This is a genomic window from Ruminococcus flavefaciens ATCC 19208 (assembly GCF_000518765.1).
In the GTDB taxonomy this organism is placed as follows: Bacteria; Bacillota; Clostridia; order Oscillospirales; family Ruminococcaceae; genus Ruminococcus; species Ruminococcus flavefaciens.
This window is the reverse complement of record NZ_KI912490.1, coordinates 547,336-561,662: the sequence shown is the minus strand read 5'-3', so window position 1 is coordinate 561,662 and position 14,327 is coordinate 547,336. Positions and strand designations below refer to the sequence as shown.

At 43.8% G+C, this 14,327-nt stretch carries 13 protein-coding genes; all 13 read right to left on the bottom strand.

Annotated features, from left to right (window positions below):
* Positions 1 to 179 precede the first annotated feature (179 nt).
* The 13 genes from L870_RS18680 to ftsZ all read right to left on the bottom strand — a co-directional run bounded on the left by L870_RS18680 (position 180) and on the right by ftsZ (position 14,221).
* Positions 180 to 1,694 (bottom strand): carbohydrate-binding domain-containing protein, encoded by a 1,515-nt coding sequence (locus tag L870_RS18680; protein WP_028518443.1) that lies wholly within the window; start codon positions 1,692 to 1,694, stop codon positions 180 to 182.
* 91 nt (positions 1,695 to 1,785) lie between these two features.
* On the bottom strand, positions 1,786 to 2,529 hold the full coding sequence (locus L870_RS0112580; protein ID WP_028518442.1) for a DUF4956 domain-containing protein: 744 nt from the start codon (positions 2,527 to 2,529) through the stop codon (positions 1,786 to 1,788).
* Positions 2,530 to 2,532: 3 nt separating this feature from the next.
* Entirely contained in the window at positions 2,533 to 3,339 is an 807-nt protein-coding gene (locus L870_RS0112575) for a polyphosphate polymerase domain-containing protein (protein WP_028518441.1), read from the bottom strand.
* A gap of 439 nt (positions 3,340 to 3,778) precedes the next feature.
* Positions 3,779 to 4,555, bottom strand: a complete 777-nt coding sequence (locus tag L870_RS0112570; RefSeq protein WP_028518440.1) for a helix-turn-helix domain-containing protein — start codon at positions 4,553 to 4,555, stop codon at positions 3,779 to 3,781.
* 4 nt (positions 4,556 to 4,559) lie between these two features.
* Positions 4,560 to 5,078, bottom strand: a complete 519-nt coding sequence (locus L870_RS0112565; protein ID WP_037272098.1) for a DNA-3-methyladenine glycosylase — start codon at positions 5,076 to 5,078, stop codon at positions 4,560 to 4,562.
* 2 nt (positions 5,079 to 5,080) lie between these two features.
* The gene (locus L870_RS0112560; RefSeq protein ID WP_028518438.1) at positions 5,081 to 6,832 is read right to left on the bottom strand and encodes an Rqc2 family fibronectin-binding protein; all 1,752 of its coding nucleotides are present in this window, start codon (positions 6,830 to 6,832) and stop codon (positions 5,081 to 5,083) included.
* A gap of 116 nt (positions 6,833 to 6,948) precedes the next feature.
* Complete coding sequence (locus tag L870_RS0112555) at positions 6,949 to 7,767, bottom strand: methyltransferase domain-containing protein (RefSeq protein WP_028518437.1); 819 nt, start codon at positions 7,765 to 7,767, stop codon at positions 6,949 to 6,951.
* 9 nt (positions 7,768 to 7,776) lie between these two features.
* The gene (locus L870_RS18675) at positions 7,777 to 9,234 is read right to left on the bottom strand and encodes a Nif3-like dinuclear metal center hexameric protein (RefSeq protein ID WP_051411555.1); all 1,458 of its coding nucleotides are present in this window, start codon (positions 9,232 to 9,234) and stop codon (positions 7,777 to 7,779) included.
* A gap of 98 nt (positions 9,235 to 9,332) precedes the next feature.
* Positions 9,333 to 9,608 (bottom strand): zinc-ribbon domain containing protein, encoded by a 276-nt coding sequence (locus tag L870_RS0112545; RefSeq protein WP_028518435.1) that lies wholly within the window; start codon positions 9,606 to 9,608, stop codon positions 9,333 to 9,335.
* Positions 9,609 to 9,706: 98 nt separating this feature from the next.
* Positions 9,707 to 10,306 carry a sigma-70 family RNA polymerase sigma factor gene (locus L870_RS0112540; protein WP_242836514.1) on the bottom strand — a complete coding sequence of 200 codons (600 nt, stop codon included), beginning with the start codon at positions 10,304 to 10,306 and terminating at the stop codon, positions 9,707 to 9,709.
* Positions 10,307 to 10,388: 82 nt separating this feature from the next.
* Complete coding sequence (locus tag L870_RS0112535) at positions 10,389 to 11,882, bottom strand: coiled-coil domain-containing protein (RefSeq protein WP_028518433.1); 1,494 nt, start codon at positions 11,880 to 11,882, stop codon at positions 10,389 to 10,391.
* Between the two features lie 425 nt (positions 11,883 to 12,307).
* Complete coding sequence (locus tag L870_RS0112530) at positions 12,308 to 12,904, bottom strand: helix-turn-helix domain-containing protein (RefSeq protein WP_028518432.1); 597 nt, start codon at positions 12,902 to 12,904, stop codon at positions 12,308 to 12,310.
* Positions 12,905 to 13,087: 183 nt separating this feature from the next.
* Positions 13,088 to 14,221: a cell division protein FtsZ gene (gene ftsZ / locus L870_RS0112525; RefSeq protein WP_028518431.1), complete on the bottom strand. Its 1,134-nt coding sequence runs from the start codon at positions 14,219 to 14,221 to the stop codon at positions 13,088 to 13,090.
* Positions 14,222 to 14,327 lie beyond the last annotated feature (106 nt).

The window sequence follows — 14,327 nt, the reverse complement described above, 5'->3', positions numbered from 1 at the left end:
CAATAATCTTCATTTGCTGTATTTATTATATTGCATTATCACGTACTTTACAATATACATTTGTCTACAAAAATACAATAAAGTGTACTTTTTCTTATTTTTTTATATTTTTTCAAGTTAATTTTATGTAAATAAGTTTTTACTTATTACATATTTACAATATATTTATATTTTTTCTTTTATTTTGTATTAAACAGATTAAGTCCGTCTTCTACAGTAAAAGTCTCGGTATTTTCACCGTTTATTACAGCATAGAATGTATTTCCTGCTGCTATTTCAGGTGCAAGCATCATAAGGCTTCTGAACTCTGTATGAGGAACAAATGTAGCCATCTGTATATCATTGAGAACCATTTCAACGGTGCTGCCGCCCTCAACAGGATCAATAAGATCCATAACGACATACGGTTTCTCGGAGTATGTCGGAACAGATACCTGATTGCCTGCCGCGAATACATATCCGCCTGTATAGCTGAATGTTCCCATAGCGTAAATTGAGCGTTTTTCCTCTTTATATCCTCCGGAGATCATAGTACAGCCGCCGTTTATATTGATAGTACCCTTTGATTTGATACCGTTTGTACCAGCTTTAATGTTTACTCTGCCGCCGTTGATCGTAAGATCATCATGTACCATGATTCCCGACTTGGCAGAAATGATATTATATGTACCGTTATCAATGATTATATCGTCGTCACAGGCGATACCATGTGCATTGTTTGCTGTTATATAAAGCTCACCGTTGCCTTTGAGTCTCAGTGTATCATTTGAGAAGATAGCACCGTCATACGCCTTGTTGTCGCCGCCGTCTGCAAGATAATTGGCAGTTCCCTCCTTGACCTTGATAGTGCACTTTTTAGCCTCGTCAATAAGTATAGCAGGACCTGTTGAGTTTGCTATATCAACGCCGTTGAGCACGATAGTTACTTTATCTGTAGGAGACTCGGTGTCCACACAGATCTGACCGTTTGGCAGACTTCCGGTAAATATATAATCGCCCTCTGAGGTAATAGTCAACACTGAACCGTTAAGCCTTATATTGCTGCCCTTAATATTTATCTGGCTGCCAAGAGTTACCTCGGCAGTATATTTCATATTGTCTTCAGGCACTTCAGCTTCTGTACTGCTGACAGGTGCAGTAGGAGCCTGTGTTGCAGGCTGGGTATTTGGCTGGGTATTTGGCTGTGTATTCTCATTGCTCTGGTTTTCTCCGCTGCTCTGATTATTTCCGCCTGTATAGCCGCTGAAACCGCCGCCGTAATAGTTGTTATTATTATTCTGAACTCCGCCCCATGTGCCGCCTGACTGTCCATAGTTCTGATTATACTGCTGTCCGCCGCTGTTTGGATTACCTGTGCCCCAGAAATTATTATTTCCGCTGCCTGACGGATAGCCGCTTCCGCCTGTTTGAGGCGCAGAATTGCCCCCCTGAGGGTTATTACCCTGCATATTGCCGTTATTTCCGTTCTGCTGAGGCATATTCTGACCGTTGTTCTGTCCGCCGTTATTCTGCTGCTGTTTTTTGGAGCTGTCGCCCCAGTCAAGCTTCTGAGTGGAATTCTTTGTAGTATTTTCGCTGTATATAGTCGGATTTTTATCTTTGTCCGACTCGGTAACTTCATCTTTTCCGCAGGATATAGTTGTTATCAGTGTTAGAAATGCAGCAGCCGCTGCAGTAAACCTTCTATATTTCATATCTGTATCTCCTTTTCCAAATATGCAAAATTTGTCAGACCTACAGTTAGAGCCTGACAAATTCGCTGGAGAGGGTTTTTGATTTTTTATATCAGCCTTCGTAGATCTTGTCGTCATACTTGAAGAATACGAGGTTGATGGTCATATTTCCATTAAGAGCACGGAGCTCATCAACGAACTTTTTCTGGTCGATGTTGTCAAGAACATCAACGCTGTAGATAAGCTCGAAAAGTGTACCGAAGTTTGTTGTCTTAACTCTTCTGAGCTTGTGGAATGTAGTGTATCTGCTGAGAACAGGCTCAAATACGCCCTGATAGTCAAGGTTCTCGGGGATAGCTATCTTAAGAGTCATATGTCTCTTCTTGCAGCCGCCGAAGTCTGTCTCGCTGAGGATAAACATTACGATGCCGAGGATAATGAAGAATACGATTGCAAATCCGATATATCCGATACCGCAGGCTGTACCTGCTGCCATTGCGAAGAAGATATATGCTATATCCTTCGGGTCACCGGCAACGCTCCTGAATCGTACAAGTGTGAATGCACCTGCAAGACTGAGTGCGCCTGCTGTTGTGTTTATAAGTAAAAGTATAAGTGAAACGATAGTCGGAAGCATTATCATTGTCAGGACATAGCTCTGAGAGTAGCCCTCTTTTCTATGAGTAACGATGTAGATAAGGCTGATAAGGAAGCCTATAACAAGTGCAGCTCCTACACAGAGGAAGAATTCTCCTGCCTTGATAGGATTAAACATTGAGTCACTGCTTGCTATAACCGAATCACTCGACTCATAATACTTTGAAAGTACATTTCCGAAAAAACCGTGTTCAAACATAAATTATACGCTCCTGTTCATAATTACGTTATTATTGACCATTGAGATGCCTGATATATAAATTCTTCTTCCCGAAGTCTGCTGAGCACCCTCGATCTGTGTCTTTACAAAATTCTGATATGCTCTGCCGTACTTTGAGAAGCTGGTCTTGAAGATGCCCAACTCTGACATCTTGCCTACCAGCCAGTCAGGAATAGCGTTTAAGACCTTGACTTCCATAAGTCTCTGGTCTGCGCCGATTATATAGTTACCGTAGCTCTCATAGTTCAATCCAAGATCATAGCGGCGCTCAGTTATCTTTCTGTCAAATGTAAGACGGAAATCGTGGTCATACTTGCCGAAGAAAGCCTCACGCTGATAGCTGATATACTGCTTTGGTGCGATGGGATAATTGTCAAGGAAAACATCAAGTTCCCTGAAAACCTGTTCTGTTATGTACTTATCGAATACAGGCTTTGTTCTGTCAGCGAAGTATGCATCTGAATCAGCAAGAGTCATTGAAACTCTTCTCTTTGTAACAATTCCGCCGATCTTCTTCTTTATCTCAAGGAAAACCTTGTCATCGGGCTTTGCAGGCGAATAGTAGCTGCGAAGTCTGATCTTTTCCTTGTAATAAGGCTTTGAAAGCGACTCTCTTATAAGATAATCGTCGGGAGTATCATAATAGATATTATAGATACCGTACTCCTTGCCGCCTATGCAGTAATCATCAGGATTCATATACTCTGATATGACCTCCATCAGTCCGTGATACTGATCCATATTAAGGAGAAACTTGATTTCTTTGCGAGCGAATGTATTGATTGCCATAACTACCTCCGAAACGGCTGTTTCCGCACGGAGTCTCACACTCCTTTCGTATCATTTGATTACATTATAGCCGCCGTTTCTTAAAATAGTCTTAAGTTTGCCATTAATTCACCAAATCTTCATCTTGATTCCACACAATGACAAGACAAGCCGATTTTCGCCTGTAATACGTTGTTTGCGTTTGCCGTATGAACTTTTTTCTTTATTGTTATAAATAATACCCCGAGACCAAATGACAATATTTTGCTATTTTTTGTTGATAAATACCATTATTTTGCCTTAGGATAATGCCTTTTTTAAGTTTTATCACCTCATTTGTACATAAAAACAGCAACAATTGAACAATAGTCCGCAATAATTGACAAAAATGCCGTTATTTCGTTGTTTGTCGCATCATTACTGTTAATAAACTTTGTTAATTGTGAACTATTTTTTAACATCACAACTGCTTTCTGTACTTTGTAGGAGTAACTCCCACATTTTTCTTGAACTGTCTCATAAAGTGCTCTTCATTGTCATAGCCGCACATTGCCGCCACCTGTGATACTGTACAGCCTGTCTCGCTGAGTATCTCCTTTGCCTTTTCTATCTTTCCGCTGATAACATCTGCAATACAGGACACGCCGAAGGTCTCGCGGTAAAGGTGCTGAAAATACGACCTTGACATATTTACATACGCTGCCATAGTATCAACATTCCACTTCATCTGAGGATTGCGGTATATCTTTTCTCTAAGCTCTATCAGAAGTCCGTAGTGTGGCTCTGTAGTCTGCACAGACATATCTCTGCGCACTGCCACGTCGCTTATCTTTATAAGGAGTATCCTCATAAGGCTGTCAAGCATTTTCAGCCTTCTCGCTCCGAGAGTGTAATACTCTTCGGAAATATTCCGCATAAGTCCGCATATGAACTCTGTATCCGCAAATCTTACGGGACTGTCGAAAACAGGCTCAAGTGACTCCATAAGCTCCTGCTCGTCTCCTGCATCAAAGCATATCCAGTCGCACATAATTGCACATTCGTCTGCCGAGCACTCTACCTCTCGCCTGCCGCTGCACAGAATGAGCGTATTTGCAGGAAGATGCATCTCTGCTCCGTCAATAAAAACGCAGCTTCTGCTCCTTATGAGCAGGAGCATATACTCACAGTCCGACTGCTTTTTCAACACAGTTCCGATTTTATATATAGAATTCCAGCCTGTACAGCGTATATCCACATTATCACTTCCCGTCAGCAATAAACCGCCATTCTATGTCCTTCCAGTAGTCACCTGCATAGTCTATGCCCACACGGGGCGCAGTCCTTATTTCAGGTCTGTAACCGTCGTCCTCAAACCATACCTCTTCATTTTCTTCGAGAATTACACCGTTGAAGCTGCCGTCTATCTTCATATTTTTTGTAAGCTTTGCAGGTCCGTCAAAACGCTCCCCTGCGCGGAGAAGTACGCCCTGAGGCTGATCCTTTTCACCTGTTATGACATTCATAAGCCAGTGCATACCATAACAGAGATACACATAAATGACACCGCTCTCACCGTAAAGCAGCTCTGTACGCTTTGTACGCCCCTTTGCTGCATGACAGCCCTTGTCCTCTTCGCCGCGGTAAGCCTCTGTCTCAGCGATACGCTCGCGCAGCTCAGTACCGTCAGCAAGCCTGTGTACCAGTATCTTTCCTACAAGGTCGGGAGCTACATCAAGTGCATCGCGGTGAAAGAACTCCGCATCAAGTTTCTTATTCATACTCATACCCTCAGACTCTGCTCAAGCTCTGCATCGGGCTTTACGAATGCGGTCTTGTAGTTGGTGAATATTACCTTACCCGGCTTTGCTCCCGCAGGCTTCTTCACGAACTTAGCCAGACAGTAGTCAACGGGAACAAGTCCCGAATTTCTGCCGCTGCTATTTACCGCAGCTATTACGGCAGCTTCTTCAATTGTCTTGTCAGGCGGAGTTTCACCGTCAGTAAGTATAAGAACGTGAGAACCTGTAATAAGCTGAGTATGCAGCCATATATCTGACTTTTCCGCAAATTTCAGACTGAGCTGGTCATTCTGCTTGTTGTTTCGTCCCACAAGTATGGTAAAGCCGTCGCTGGACTTGTACTCCACAGGGGGCAGCGCCTTTGGCGGCTTAGCTTTTCCGCCTGCATAGCGGACATAGCCCTGCTCACGCAGCTCCAGTCGAAGCTGTATGATATCATTTTCAGAAGAAGCTCTTGTAAGCGAATCGAACACGCTTTCAAGATACTGAAGCTCTTCCTCGCCCTTTTGTATCTGCACTGCCAGCTTTTCCTCGGCAGTAACGGATTTCTTGTATTCGTTGTAGTAGTGCTGAGCATTCTGTGCAGGAGTTTTCCGCACATCAAGCTCTATGGTCATCTGCGGACAGCTCTCGTCGTAGAAATTCTCTACTGTTGCACTGCTGTCGCCTTTTTGAATACGGTACATATTAGCCGAGATAAGATCGCCGCAGAGCTTTGCGTGTTCCTTGTCGGCGCAGGCATCGAGCTCCTCGCGCTGTGCGGCGATACGCCTTGAAGTACGGTCTGTAAGGTTCATCAGCAGCTTGAAAAGATCATTTGCGCGCTGTTTTGTACGCGCCGCCCTGTCACGCTCAGAGTAGAAATAGTCCAGCAGCTCCGAGGCTGTGGGTATCTCCTTTGTGTACATGAGTGTTCCGAACTGTGAAAGACGGATAAACGAGAAATCCTTCAGCTGTCCTTCCTTGTCGCTTGCAACCGAGAAGCAGCACTCGCCGTTTTCAAGCTGTCCCTTCGTGCGCTTTATGACGAAAAGAAGCCTGTCAAGCTGATCGCCATCTATGGTGTCGCTTTCGAGATGCGCTCCCCTGCCTGCGAAGAATGCCCACTCACGGGCAAGTATCGGCGATATACCCTCGAATATTCGTATAAGAGCCTTTGAAAGCTCCTTAGGCTCGGTACTCCGCAGACGCGATACTATCTCCTCGGGCTCGGCTGTCAGAAAATTCAGTCTGTCATCACGGGGCGGCATGGTGTATTTCATTCCGGGCAGCACAAGTCTCTCACGGGACATATCCTCGTCAACTCGTTTGATACTGTCGATGACCTTGCCTTCATGGCTGATAATGACAAGATTTGAACAGCGTCCCATTATCTCACAGGCGAGAGTCACCGTGACTACATCGCCAAGCTCGTTGACGCACTCGAAATCAAGAAAAAGTATTCTTTCCAGCCCGTCCTGCCTGATATCAATGAGCTTACCGCTGCCGAGACGCTTCCTGAGAAGCATACAGAACATAGGCGGAGTCTGGGGATTATCCACAGTATTTTCAGTGATATGCACCCTTGCACTTCCAGCATTTGAAGAAATATACAGCTTTTTGCTGCCGCTTCGGGTGCGTATGGAAATAATTACCTCCTCACGGGAAGGCTGATGTATCTTTTCGACTCTTCCGCCGATAAGGGGCAGTAGTTCGTTTCTGACTGCATATAAGAAAGCTCCGTCAAGAGCCATAAGATCATTCCTTTGCTATTTTTTATGTGCAGTTCCACTGCATTCAACTGACTCAGCTGCGAGCGTTGATAGTGCTTAGTATAAATTCGGCAGCATTTATTGCAGGCAGGTTCCTATCATATATTGCGATAGATAAGCAATTCAAAATCTGCTTTTGTTGTTAATTGGTGTATCTGTGACAACCTCTCCTGCTGTTCACGACCTGTTCTGTAGTAATAAGGAGTCATGGAAAACAGCGCATTTATATCCTCCTGACAGTCAAGGTGCATCTCATAAGTCACGCGCTTTTTGCTTATAAGCTCAAAGCCCTCAAGCTCATATGGCTTGACCTCATTCTTGTACGGAGTATCATATATAGCCTTTTTCAGCTCCCAGAGATGATCTGCCGAAGGTATAGCCATTATCATTATACCGTCTTTTCTGAGAACTCTCTGAAACTCCTCGCCGCAGTAGGGAGCAAATAGTGTTACCAGCATATCGCAGGAGCTGTCTGCAACAGGTATGTGAAAAACACTTGCAACTGCAAGCTCTGCCGTTTTGATACGCTTCGAGCTGTACTCAACCGCTGTTTTGGATATGTCTATACCACATATTTCTGCCATGATATTATCATTTTTCAGCCTGTCAATTATTGCTGATGTGTAATATCCTTCACCGCAGCCTGCATCAATAACGACCGAACCGCTGAGATTATCGGATACAGCATCGCACAGTGCATCACACAGTGGGGAATAGTAGCCCTTATTCAGGAAATCTCTCCTCGCCTGCACCATGAGCTTATTGTCGCCGTGTACTGTCTTGCCCATATGCTTTGAAAGCAGCAGATTTACGTAGCCGCTCCTTGCCCTGTCAAAGCTGTGTCCTTTTTCGCACACGTAGGAATTCCCTGACAGTTCGAGCTTTTTTCCGCACACTGGACATATGAATATACTCATTTTCTCACCTCAGACATATTCGCAGGGATCAATAGAATTCCCGGATATTTCGATATCCAGCTGTGGGAATTTTTCTTCCAGTACGCGGCGTAGCTCCCATAAAACGATATTTTCAGTGTGGAAGTGACCGCAGTCGAGCAGTACGATACCGCTGTTATTCGCATCTATCCACACATCGTGCTTCACATCGCCTGTTATAAGGGCATCACAGCTCTTTTCCAATGCTTCACCCAGCATAGAGCCGCCCGAACCCGAACAAAAGGCTATCCTTGATATCCTGTGTCTGCATTTGCTAATTCGGACATATTCGCAGCCGAATATCTCCCTGCAAATCTCTGCAAGCTGCTTCGGCAATACAGCATCTTCAAGAGTTATTATCCAGCCGAGATTGTTTTCGCCGCCAAGCTCCTCAAAAGGCTCAGGCTCACACTCAAAGCTGAATTTTTCTCTGAGCTTGCTCAGTATTACACCATTTGTACCGCCCTGTGCTATATCGAGATTAGTATGCATACAGATAGCTCCGATACCATCTGTTATGAGCCTGTAAACAGGATCGTTTTTCATAATTCTCTTTCTCGGATCAAAAATGACAGGGTGGTGAGAGATAATAAGGTCTGCATTCTTTTTAAACGCTTCGTCCACAACTTCATTTGTAATATCCAGCGCAAGGAGTATCCTTCTGCACTCTTCAAGGGGACACTCCACAAGATAGCCTGAATTGTCCCATTTCTCCTGAAGTCCGAAAGGGTAGAGACTATCAAGGAAAGCTGCAATATCGCTAACATTTTCAGTACCGATACCGTTTTTCAACTTTGCTGCGATAGCTTCATAATGCTGCGCATCGCTGATTTTCCCAGCATTTTTAAGACTTTCCGCAACTCTGAGACAGCGTTCTGCTTCACGGTCGAGGTATTTACGCGAAACAGGCTCTTCCTCATCAAGATGCCCCATTATGCTTTCAGTTTCTGTAAAGTCAAAGAGGATATTCGGGTCATATTCCGCTTTCATAATGTTGTAAAGCTTGTCCCCCTCCTCAACAACGATGTCGTCCCATAGGACAAAACCGCATTCATAAAGCTTTTTGCGGAGCACCTCAGGTTTTGTCATAGGCTGAAGTATCCAGCCTGTCTCTTCATTTGCTCTGCCAGACTTGGCAACGCGCTCCATTATATCAGCGATAGTCTCTCCGCCCATGCCTGCGATAATGATATCCGTAACACCTGTGAGGTCAACATTATCAAGTCCGTCAGAGAGCACCAGCTCAACGCTGTCCTTTACTCCGTATTTTTCCACTGTATTACGCGCAGCTTCAAGAGGACCTTCCTTTACATCGGAAGCGATGACGTTACTGCACTTTCCGCTCTTAACCAGTTCAGCCGCGAGGTATGCATGGTCTGTACCGACATCGACGGCGATACCTTCGCCGCTGACAAGCTCTGCAATTTTTTTCAGTCTGTTATCAAGCATTTCTGCACCTCATAAACTCAAAAATAGCGCACTGCTCGGCAGTACGCATAAACAAAACCAAGCACAGCCGTTTCCGACTGTGCTTTCGGTCTGATCAATTATGCTTCGTTCATCTTTGCAAAGCACTCGCTGCAATATACAGCTCTTCCTTCCTTTGGCTCAAAAGGAACCTTTGCTTCGCCGCCGCATGAAGCGCAAGTTGCTGTGTACATTACGCGCTCAGCCTTGCCTGCGTTCTTTCTTGCATCACGACATGATTTGCATCTCTGTGGCTCATTTACGAAGCCTTTCTCTGCATAAAATTCCTGTTCACCTGCGGAGAAAATAAACTCCTGACCGCACTCTTTGCAAACTAATGTCTTGTCTTCGTACATCTTAAATACCTCGCTTAATTTTTTCTTCGACCACGGTTGGATTTCCACCCACATCTTTGTAAAACAACGCTCTCTGGCTTGAGCTACACGGTCATATTTCAATTTGTGTCGTGCATGACAGCACGTATCTTTTTTCTTGCACGCTGCATGGCATTGTCCACAGCTTTCTCGGTCATACCGAGCTTTTCTGCTGTACTCTTATAGCTTAATCCCTGTACACAAAGTGTAAGCACATTAAGCTCAGTCAATGACAGCACCGAGCAGATGTTTTTCCAGAGCTCGGAAAAAAATTCTTTGTAAAAGTAAATGCTTTCAGGAGTTTCTTCCACAGACAGAACATCTTCTGCTTCTTCTTCATCTATGCGCTCTGCAAAAGAAGTATTTTTCACAGATCTTTTGGAAAGAGTCCTCATGCGGTTAACGATGCATACCTCTGCAAATGTGCAGAATTTTACCCCCTTATGAGGATCAAAAGCATCTATCGCTTTAAGGAGACTCATCATGCCCTCCTGATGCAGGTCGTCACTGTCGGTGTCAGAATTCGCATAAATTTCCGATTTAATGAAAACAAGCCTGGAATAGCGTGATATAAGGACAGCAGCTGCTGTTTTTTCGGTCTTTCCGAGAACGGCAAGCTCTTCGTCCGTTTTGCTGTTCAGTTCATTCAAATTGAAATCCAAATCAAGCAAGATATCCACCCAACAATCTGCATTTTCCATACAAGTTTATATTGCCGACTCCCCTCGGATCGCTCCGAAGGGAGGTCGGTAATTCGTATTATTAGTTCTCAGGATCCTTTGCAGCTTCCTCTTCGGCAGCCTTTAAAAGCTCTGCCATATCGAAGTTGAAGCTTGCGCTCTTATTGCCCTGTGCAGGCTTGTTCTGCTGCTGATTCTGAGCAGGTGTCTGTGCAGGCTTATTATTATTGTTATTGTTATTGTTGAAATTATTATTGTTATTATTCTTATTATTGTTATTATCCTTATTGAAGCCGCCTACATTAGCGAAAGGGTCGCTCTTCTTGTCACCTGTCTTTGCAGATGGAAGATCGGAGAGAGCAGCCTTCGGAGCCTTTGAAGGTGAGAATTCAGCCTTTGGAGCTTCTGCCTTCTTGATGGTATTCTCGTCAGACTTTGCAGTATCAACAGTCTTGCGGGCTTCACCGATAAGGTTCTGAGCTTCGCCCATTCTGCTTGTGCACTGACCTGTAAGGTTGTTAAGTACAGACTTGATATCAGCAAACTTGCTGTTTACGCTTTCGATCTCTGTAAGGAGCATCTCGCGTACAGTCTTGGACATTGAATTTACCTTATCAGCGTGTGCATTAGCTTCATTAATAGTATTTCTTGCCTGATCGTTAGCCTCTCTGATGCAGGTCTCAGCAGCAGCATTTGCAACTGCAACAGCCTTTTCAGCTTCGATGTTTGCATCATCGAGTATCTGAGCAGCCTTGTCATTAGCTTCCTTGGTAACGTTATCAGCATCGATCTTAGCCTGATTCTGGATCTGGTTAACGTTCTTCTGAGCCTCAGCGAACATTGCGCCCATCATAGCGATAGGATTGCTTCCCTCTTCCTTGAGCTTAGCGATCTCATCATTGAGTGACTTGATCTCAGCATCCTTCTTAGCAAGGTCAGCAAGCTTGCCGTCCTTCTCTGAAAGCTCCTTGTTCTTGCTGCTGATATCCTCTGAAAGCTTTGCGATCTCCTGCTTGAGCTTAGCGACCTCGCCCTCAGCAGCAGCGCCTGTTGCAGCAGCGGCGCCTGTAGCGGCAGCCTTCTGCTCAGCAGCCTTGAGACGGTTCCTGAGATCCTCTATTTCCTTCTTAGCAGCTTCAAGTGCAGCTGTTGTCTGAGCGTTAGCCTGTGAAGCATTTCCGCTTGCAGCAGCCTTCTGCTCGGCAGCCTTGAGCTGTCCCTTAAGTGTTTCAATTTCCTTCTTAGCAGCTTCAAGTGCAGCAACAGATGCCTGTCCGCCGCCTGCAGCCTTGAGCTCATTTATGGTTTTCTGAAGTTCTTCGTTTTCCTTCTTTGCAGTTCTGAGAGCGTTGTTGGAGGTATTGAGCTTCTCCTGAAGGTTCTCGACCTGAGCTAAAGCCTTTTTCAGCTCATCAGAATTTGTTGCAGGGCCATTCTCCTTTAAAACTTTATTTTCTTCCTCAAGACCAACTATCTTTGAATTGAGTTCGTCAAGATATGTAATAACGTCCTCTTTAACAAAACCTTTTTGACCTATTTTGGTTTCTCTTAATACTGTCGGTGTCTGATCGCTCATGGTACACTCCATTCCCCTCGCTAAATCGAGGTTAAAAATTTAAGGAACAAAAACCCGCACTCTAACACAGTGAAGCCCTTCTCATTGGTGATATTGCATATAAATAAGCCTTCACAGTATAAGAATACAGGTTCTGCTGATTTATGCCTTATATAAATTATAACATATTGACTATATTATTTCAACTATTGAAATGTAGAAATTTTGGAGTTATTTTAGTGCACTTTACTATAAAATTTATGTAAAATATACTAAGTGTTTAACTAACTGTCAACTGCTTTATCTTATTTTTAGACAATATTTATCTTTTTTACAATTTAATAACATAAATAATAAAAAGAAACTCCTGTTGCTCATATTCATTATTGTTTTAGAACAAGGAACATTTACAAAGGAGTCAAAGTCAAATTATATTTTACGATCGCTCAGTGAAAAAAAACAAATTTAATAAGTGCGATAACAGCAGCTGCTGATAAATAACACACTAAAAAAATAAGTATCTTTTTCTTTTCTGACACACGCTTTGCAGCTTCCTTTTCCTTTTCGATATCATCAAGAGTCTCTCCGTTCATAAACGCAACTACTTCACGGTAGGTCTGAACATCATTATCCCTTTTGATATTTTCTATTTTGTGGAAATCCATTATAATGATGACTGACAACACTCCCGCAAGGAACAGACCTATCATACGCCCTATCTCGCCGCCTTTATCCACAATAAGAGTTACACCGAACATAAGCGCAAGCATTTCGATAACAGCAATTACTTCAAGTCTTTTAAGCCTTTTGCCTTCTTCATTTTTGATAGTTTCTTTCATAGTATCAACATCTCCTTTGATAAGCTCGTCGAGAGAAACGCCGAAAATATCGCTTAGGATAAGAAGGCTGTGAACATCGGGATAATTCTTTTCAGTCTCCCAGTTTGAAACAGTCTGGCGGCTGACATACGCGCGTTCTGCCAGCATCTCCTGTGACCAGTTCTTTTCCGCTCTCAGTTCCTTTATTTTCTTTCCAAGCTCCATAGCGTTTCTCCTTTCCGCAGGTTTTACCTGTCTGTACTCATCATAGCAGATGCAGGACTCTATTGCAACCAAATCTGTTTTGCAGGCGGCAAAAAATTCTGCAAAAAGTATTTGACATGGCTAAATTACGTCATTTACATAAAACAAAAGCGGTCCGCAAAGGACCGCTGATAATTGTTTTTCTTAGTTGCCAAGCATCTTGAAAATGTCATCAAGATCATAATCCTGACTTGAAGAAGGCTGTGCAGGTCTCTGCTGTGGAGCACCATAACCGAAACCGTCAATAAGAGGATTGTCGATAGGAATGATCTCTTCCTCAGGGCTTTCCTCAATAGGAGCGTCTGCAACAGGAGCAGAATCATCATCGAAGCCTGCTGCGATAACTGTAATGGTCATCTCATCCTGCATATCTTCCTTGAATGCTGTACCGAAGATGAACTCAACACCCTCAGCAGCTGTATCTGTGATCATCTTTGTAGCTGCATCAACATCAGATGAAAGGATATCCTCTGACATTGCGATATTGATAAGGAGTCTCTTAGCACCTGAGATAGATGTTTCGAGAAGCGGGCTGGAGATAACTGCATTTGCTGCATCTCTTGCCTTGTCCTTGCCTGTACCGTGACCGATAGCCATGTGAGCATAGCCTGCGTCCTTCATGATCGTAGAAACGTCTGCGAAGTCGAGGTTGATGTATCCTTCCTCAACGATAAGATCAGAAATGCTCTTTACACCTGTCTTGAGAACGTCATCTGAAAGAGCAAAGCTCTGCATCATTGTAAGAGGCTTGTCAAGACCTACGAGAAGTCTCTCGTTAGGGATAACGATAAGGGAGTCAACATACTTTCTGAGCTCTGCGATACCTCTTTCAGCCTGCGCCATTTTCTGCTCTCTCTCAAAGAGGAAAGGCTTTGTAACAACAGCAACTGTAAGGATATCCATTTCCTTAGCGATCTTTGCAACAACAGGAGCAGCACCTGTACCTGTTCCGCCGCCCATACCTGCTGTAATAAAGATCATGTCAGCGCCCTTGAGGTGTGTCTCGATCTCATCGCGGTTCTCTTCAGCACTGCGCTGACCGATCTCAGGCTTGTTTCCTGCGCCTCTGCCCTTTGTGAGCTTAGCACCGATCGGTATTCTTGTTGTAGCCTTTGACTTGTTGAGAGCCTTTGCGTCTGTATTGATGGCGATATATTCTATATTATTAACGCCCGAATCTACCATGCAGTTTACAGCGTTTCCGCCGCCGCCGCCTACACCTATGACCTTTATATTAACATCGGGTTCGAGTGTTTCCTCATAATTGAAATCTGACATTTGAACTCCTCCTACTATTTATTATCCTTATAAATCATCAAATTTATATATTAACCTATAAATACACTTTATATTTTAGCATACTGAGTCTTTTTTTTCAAGAGTA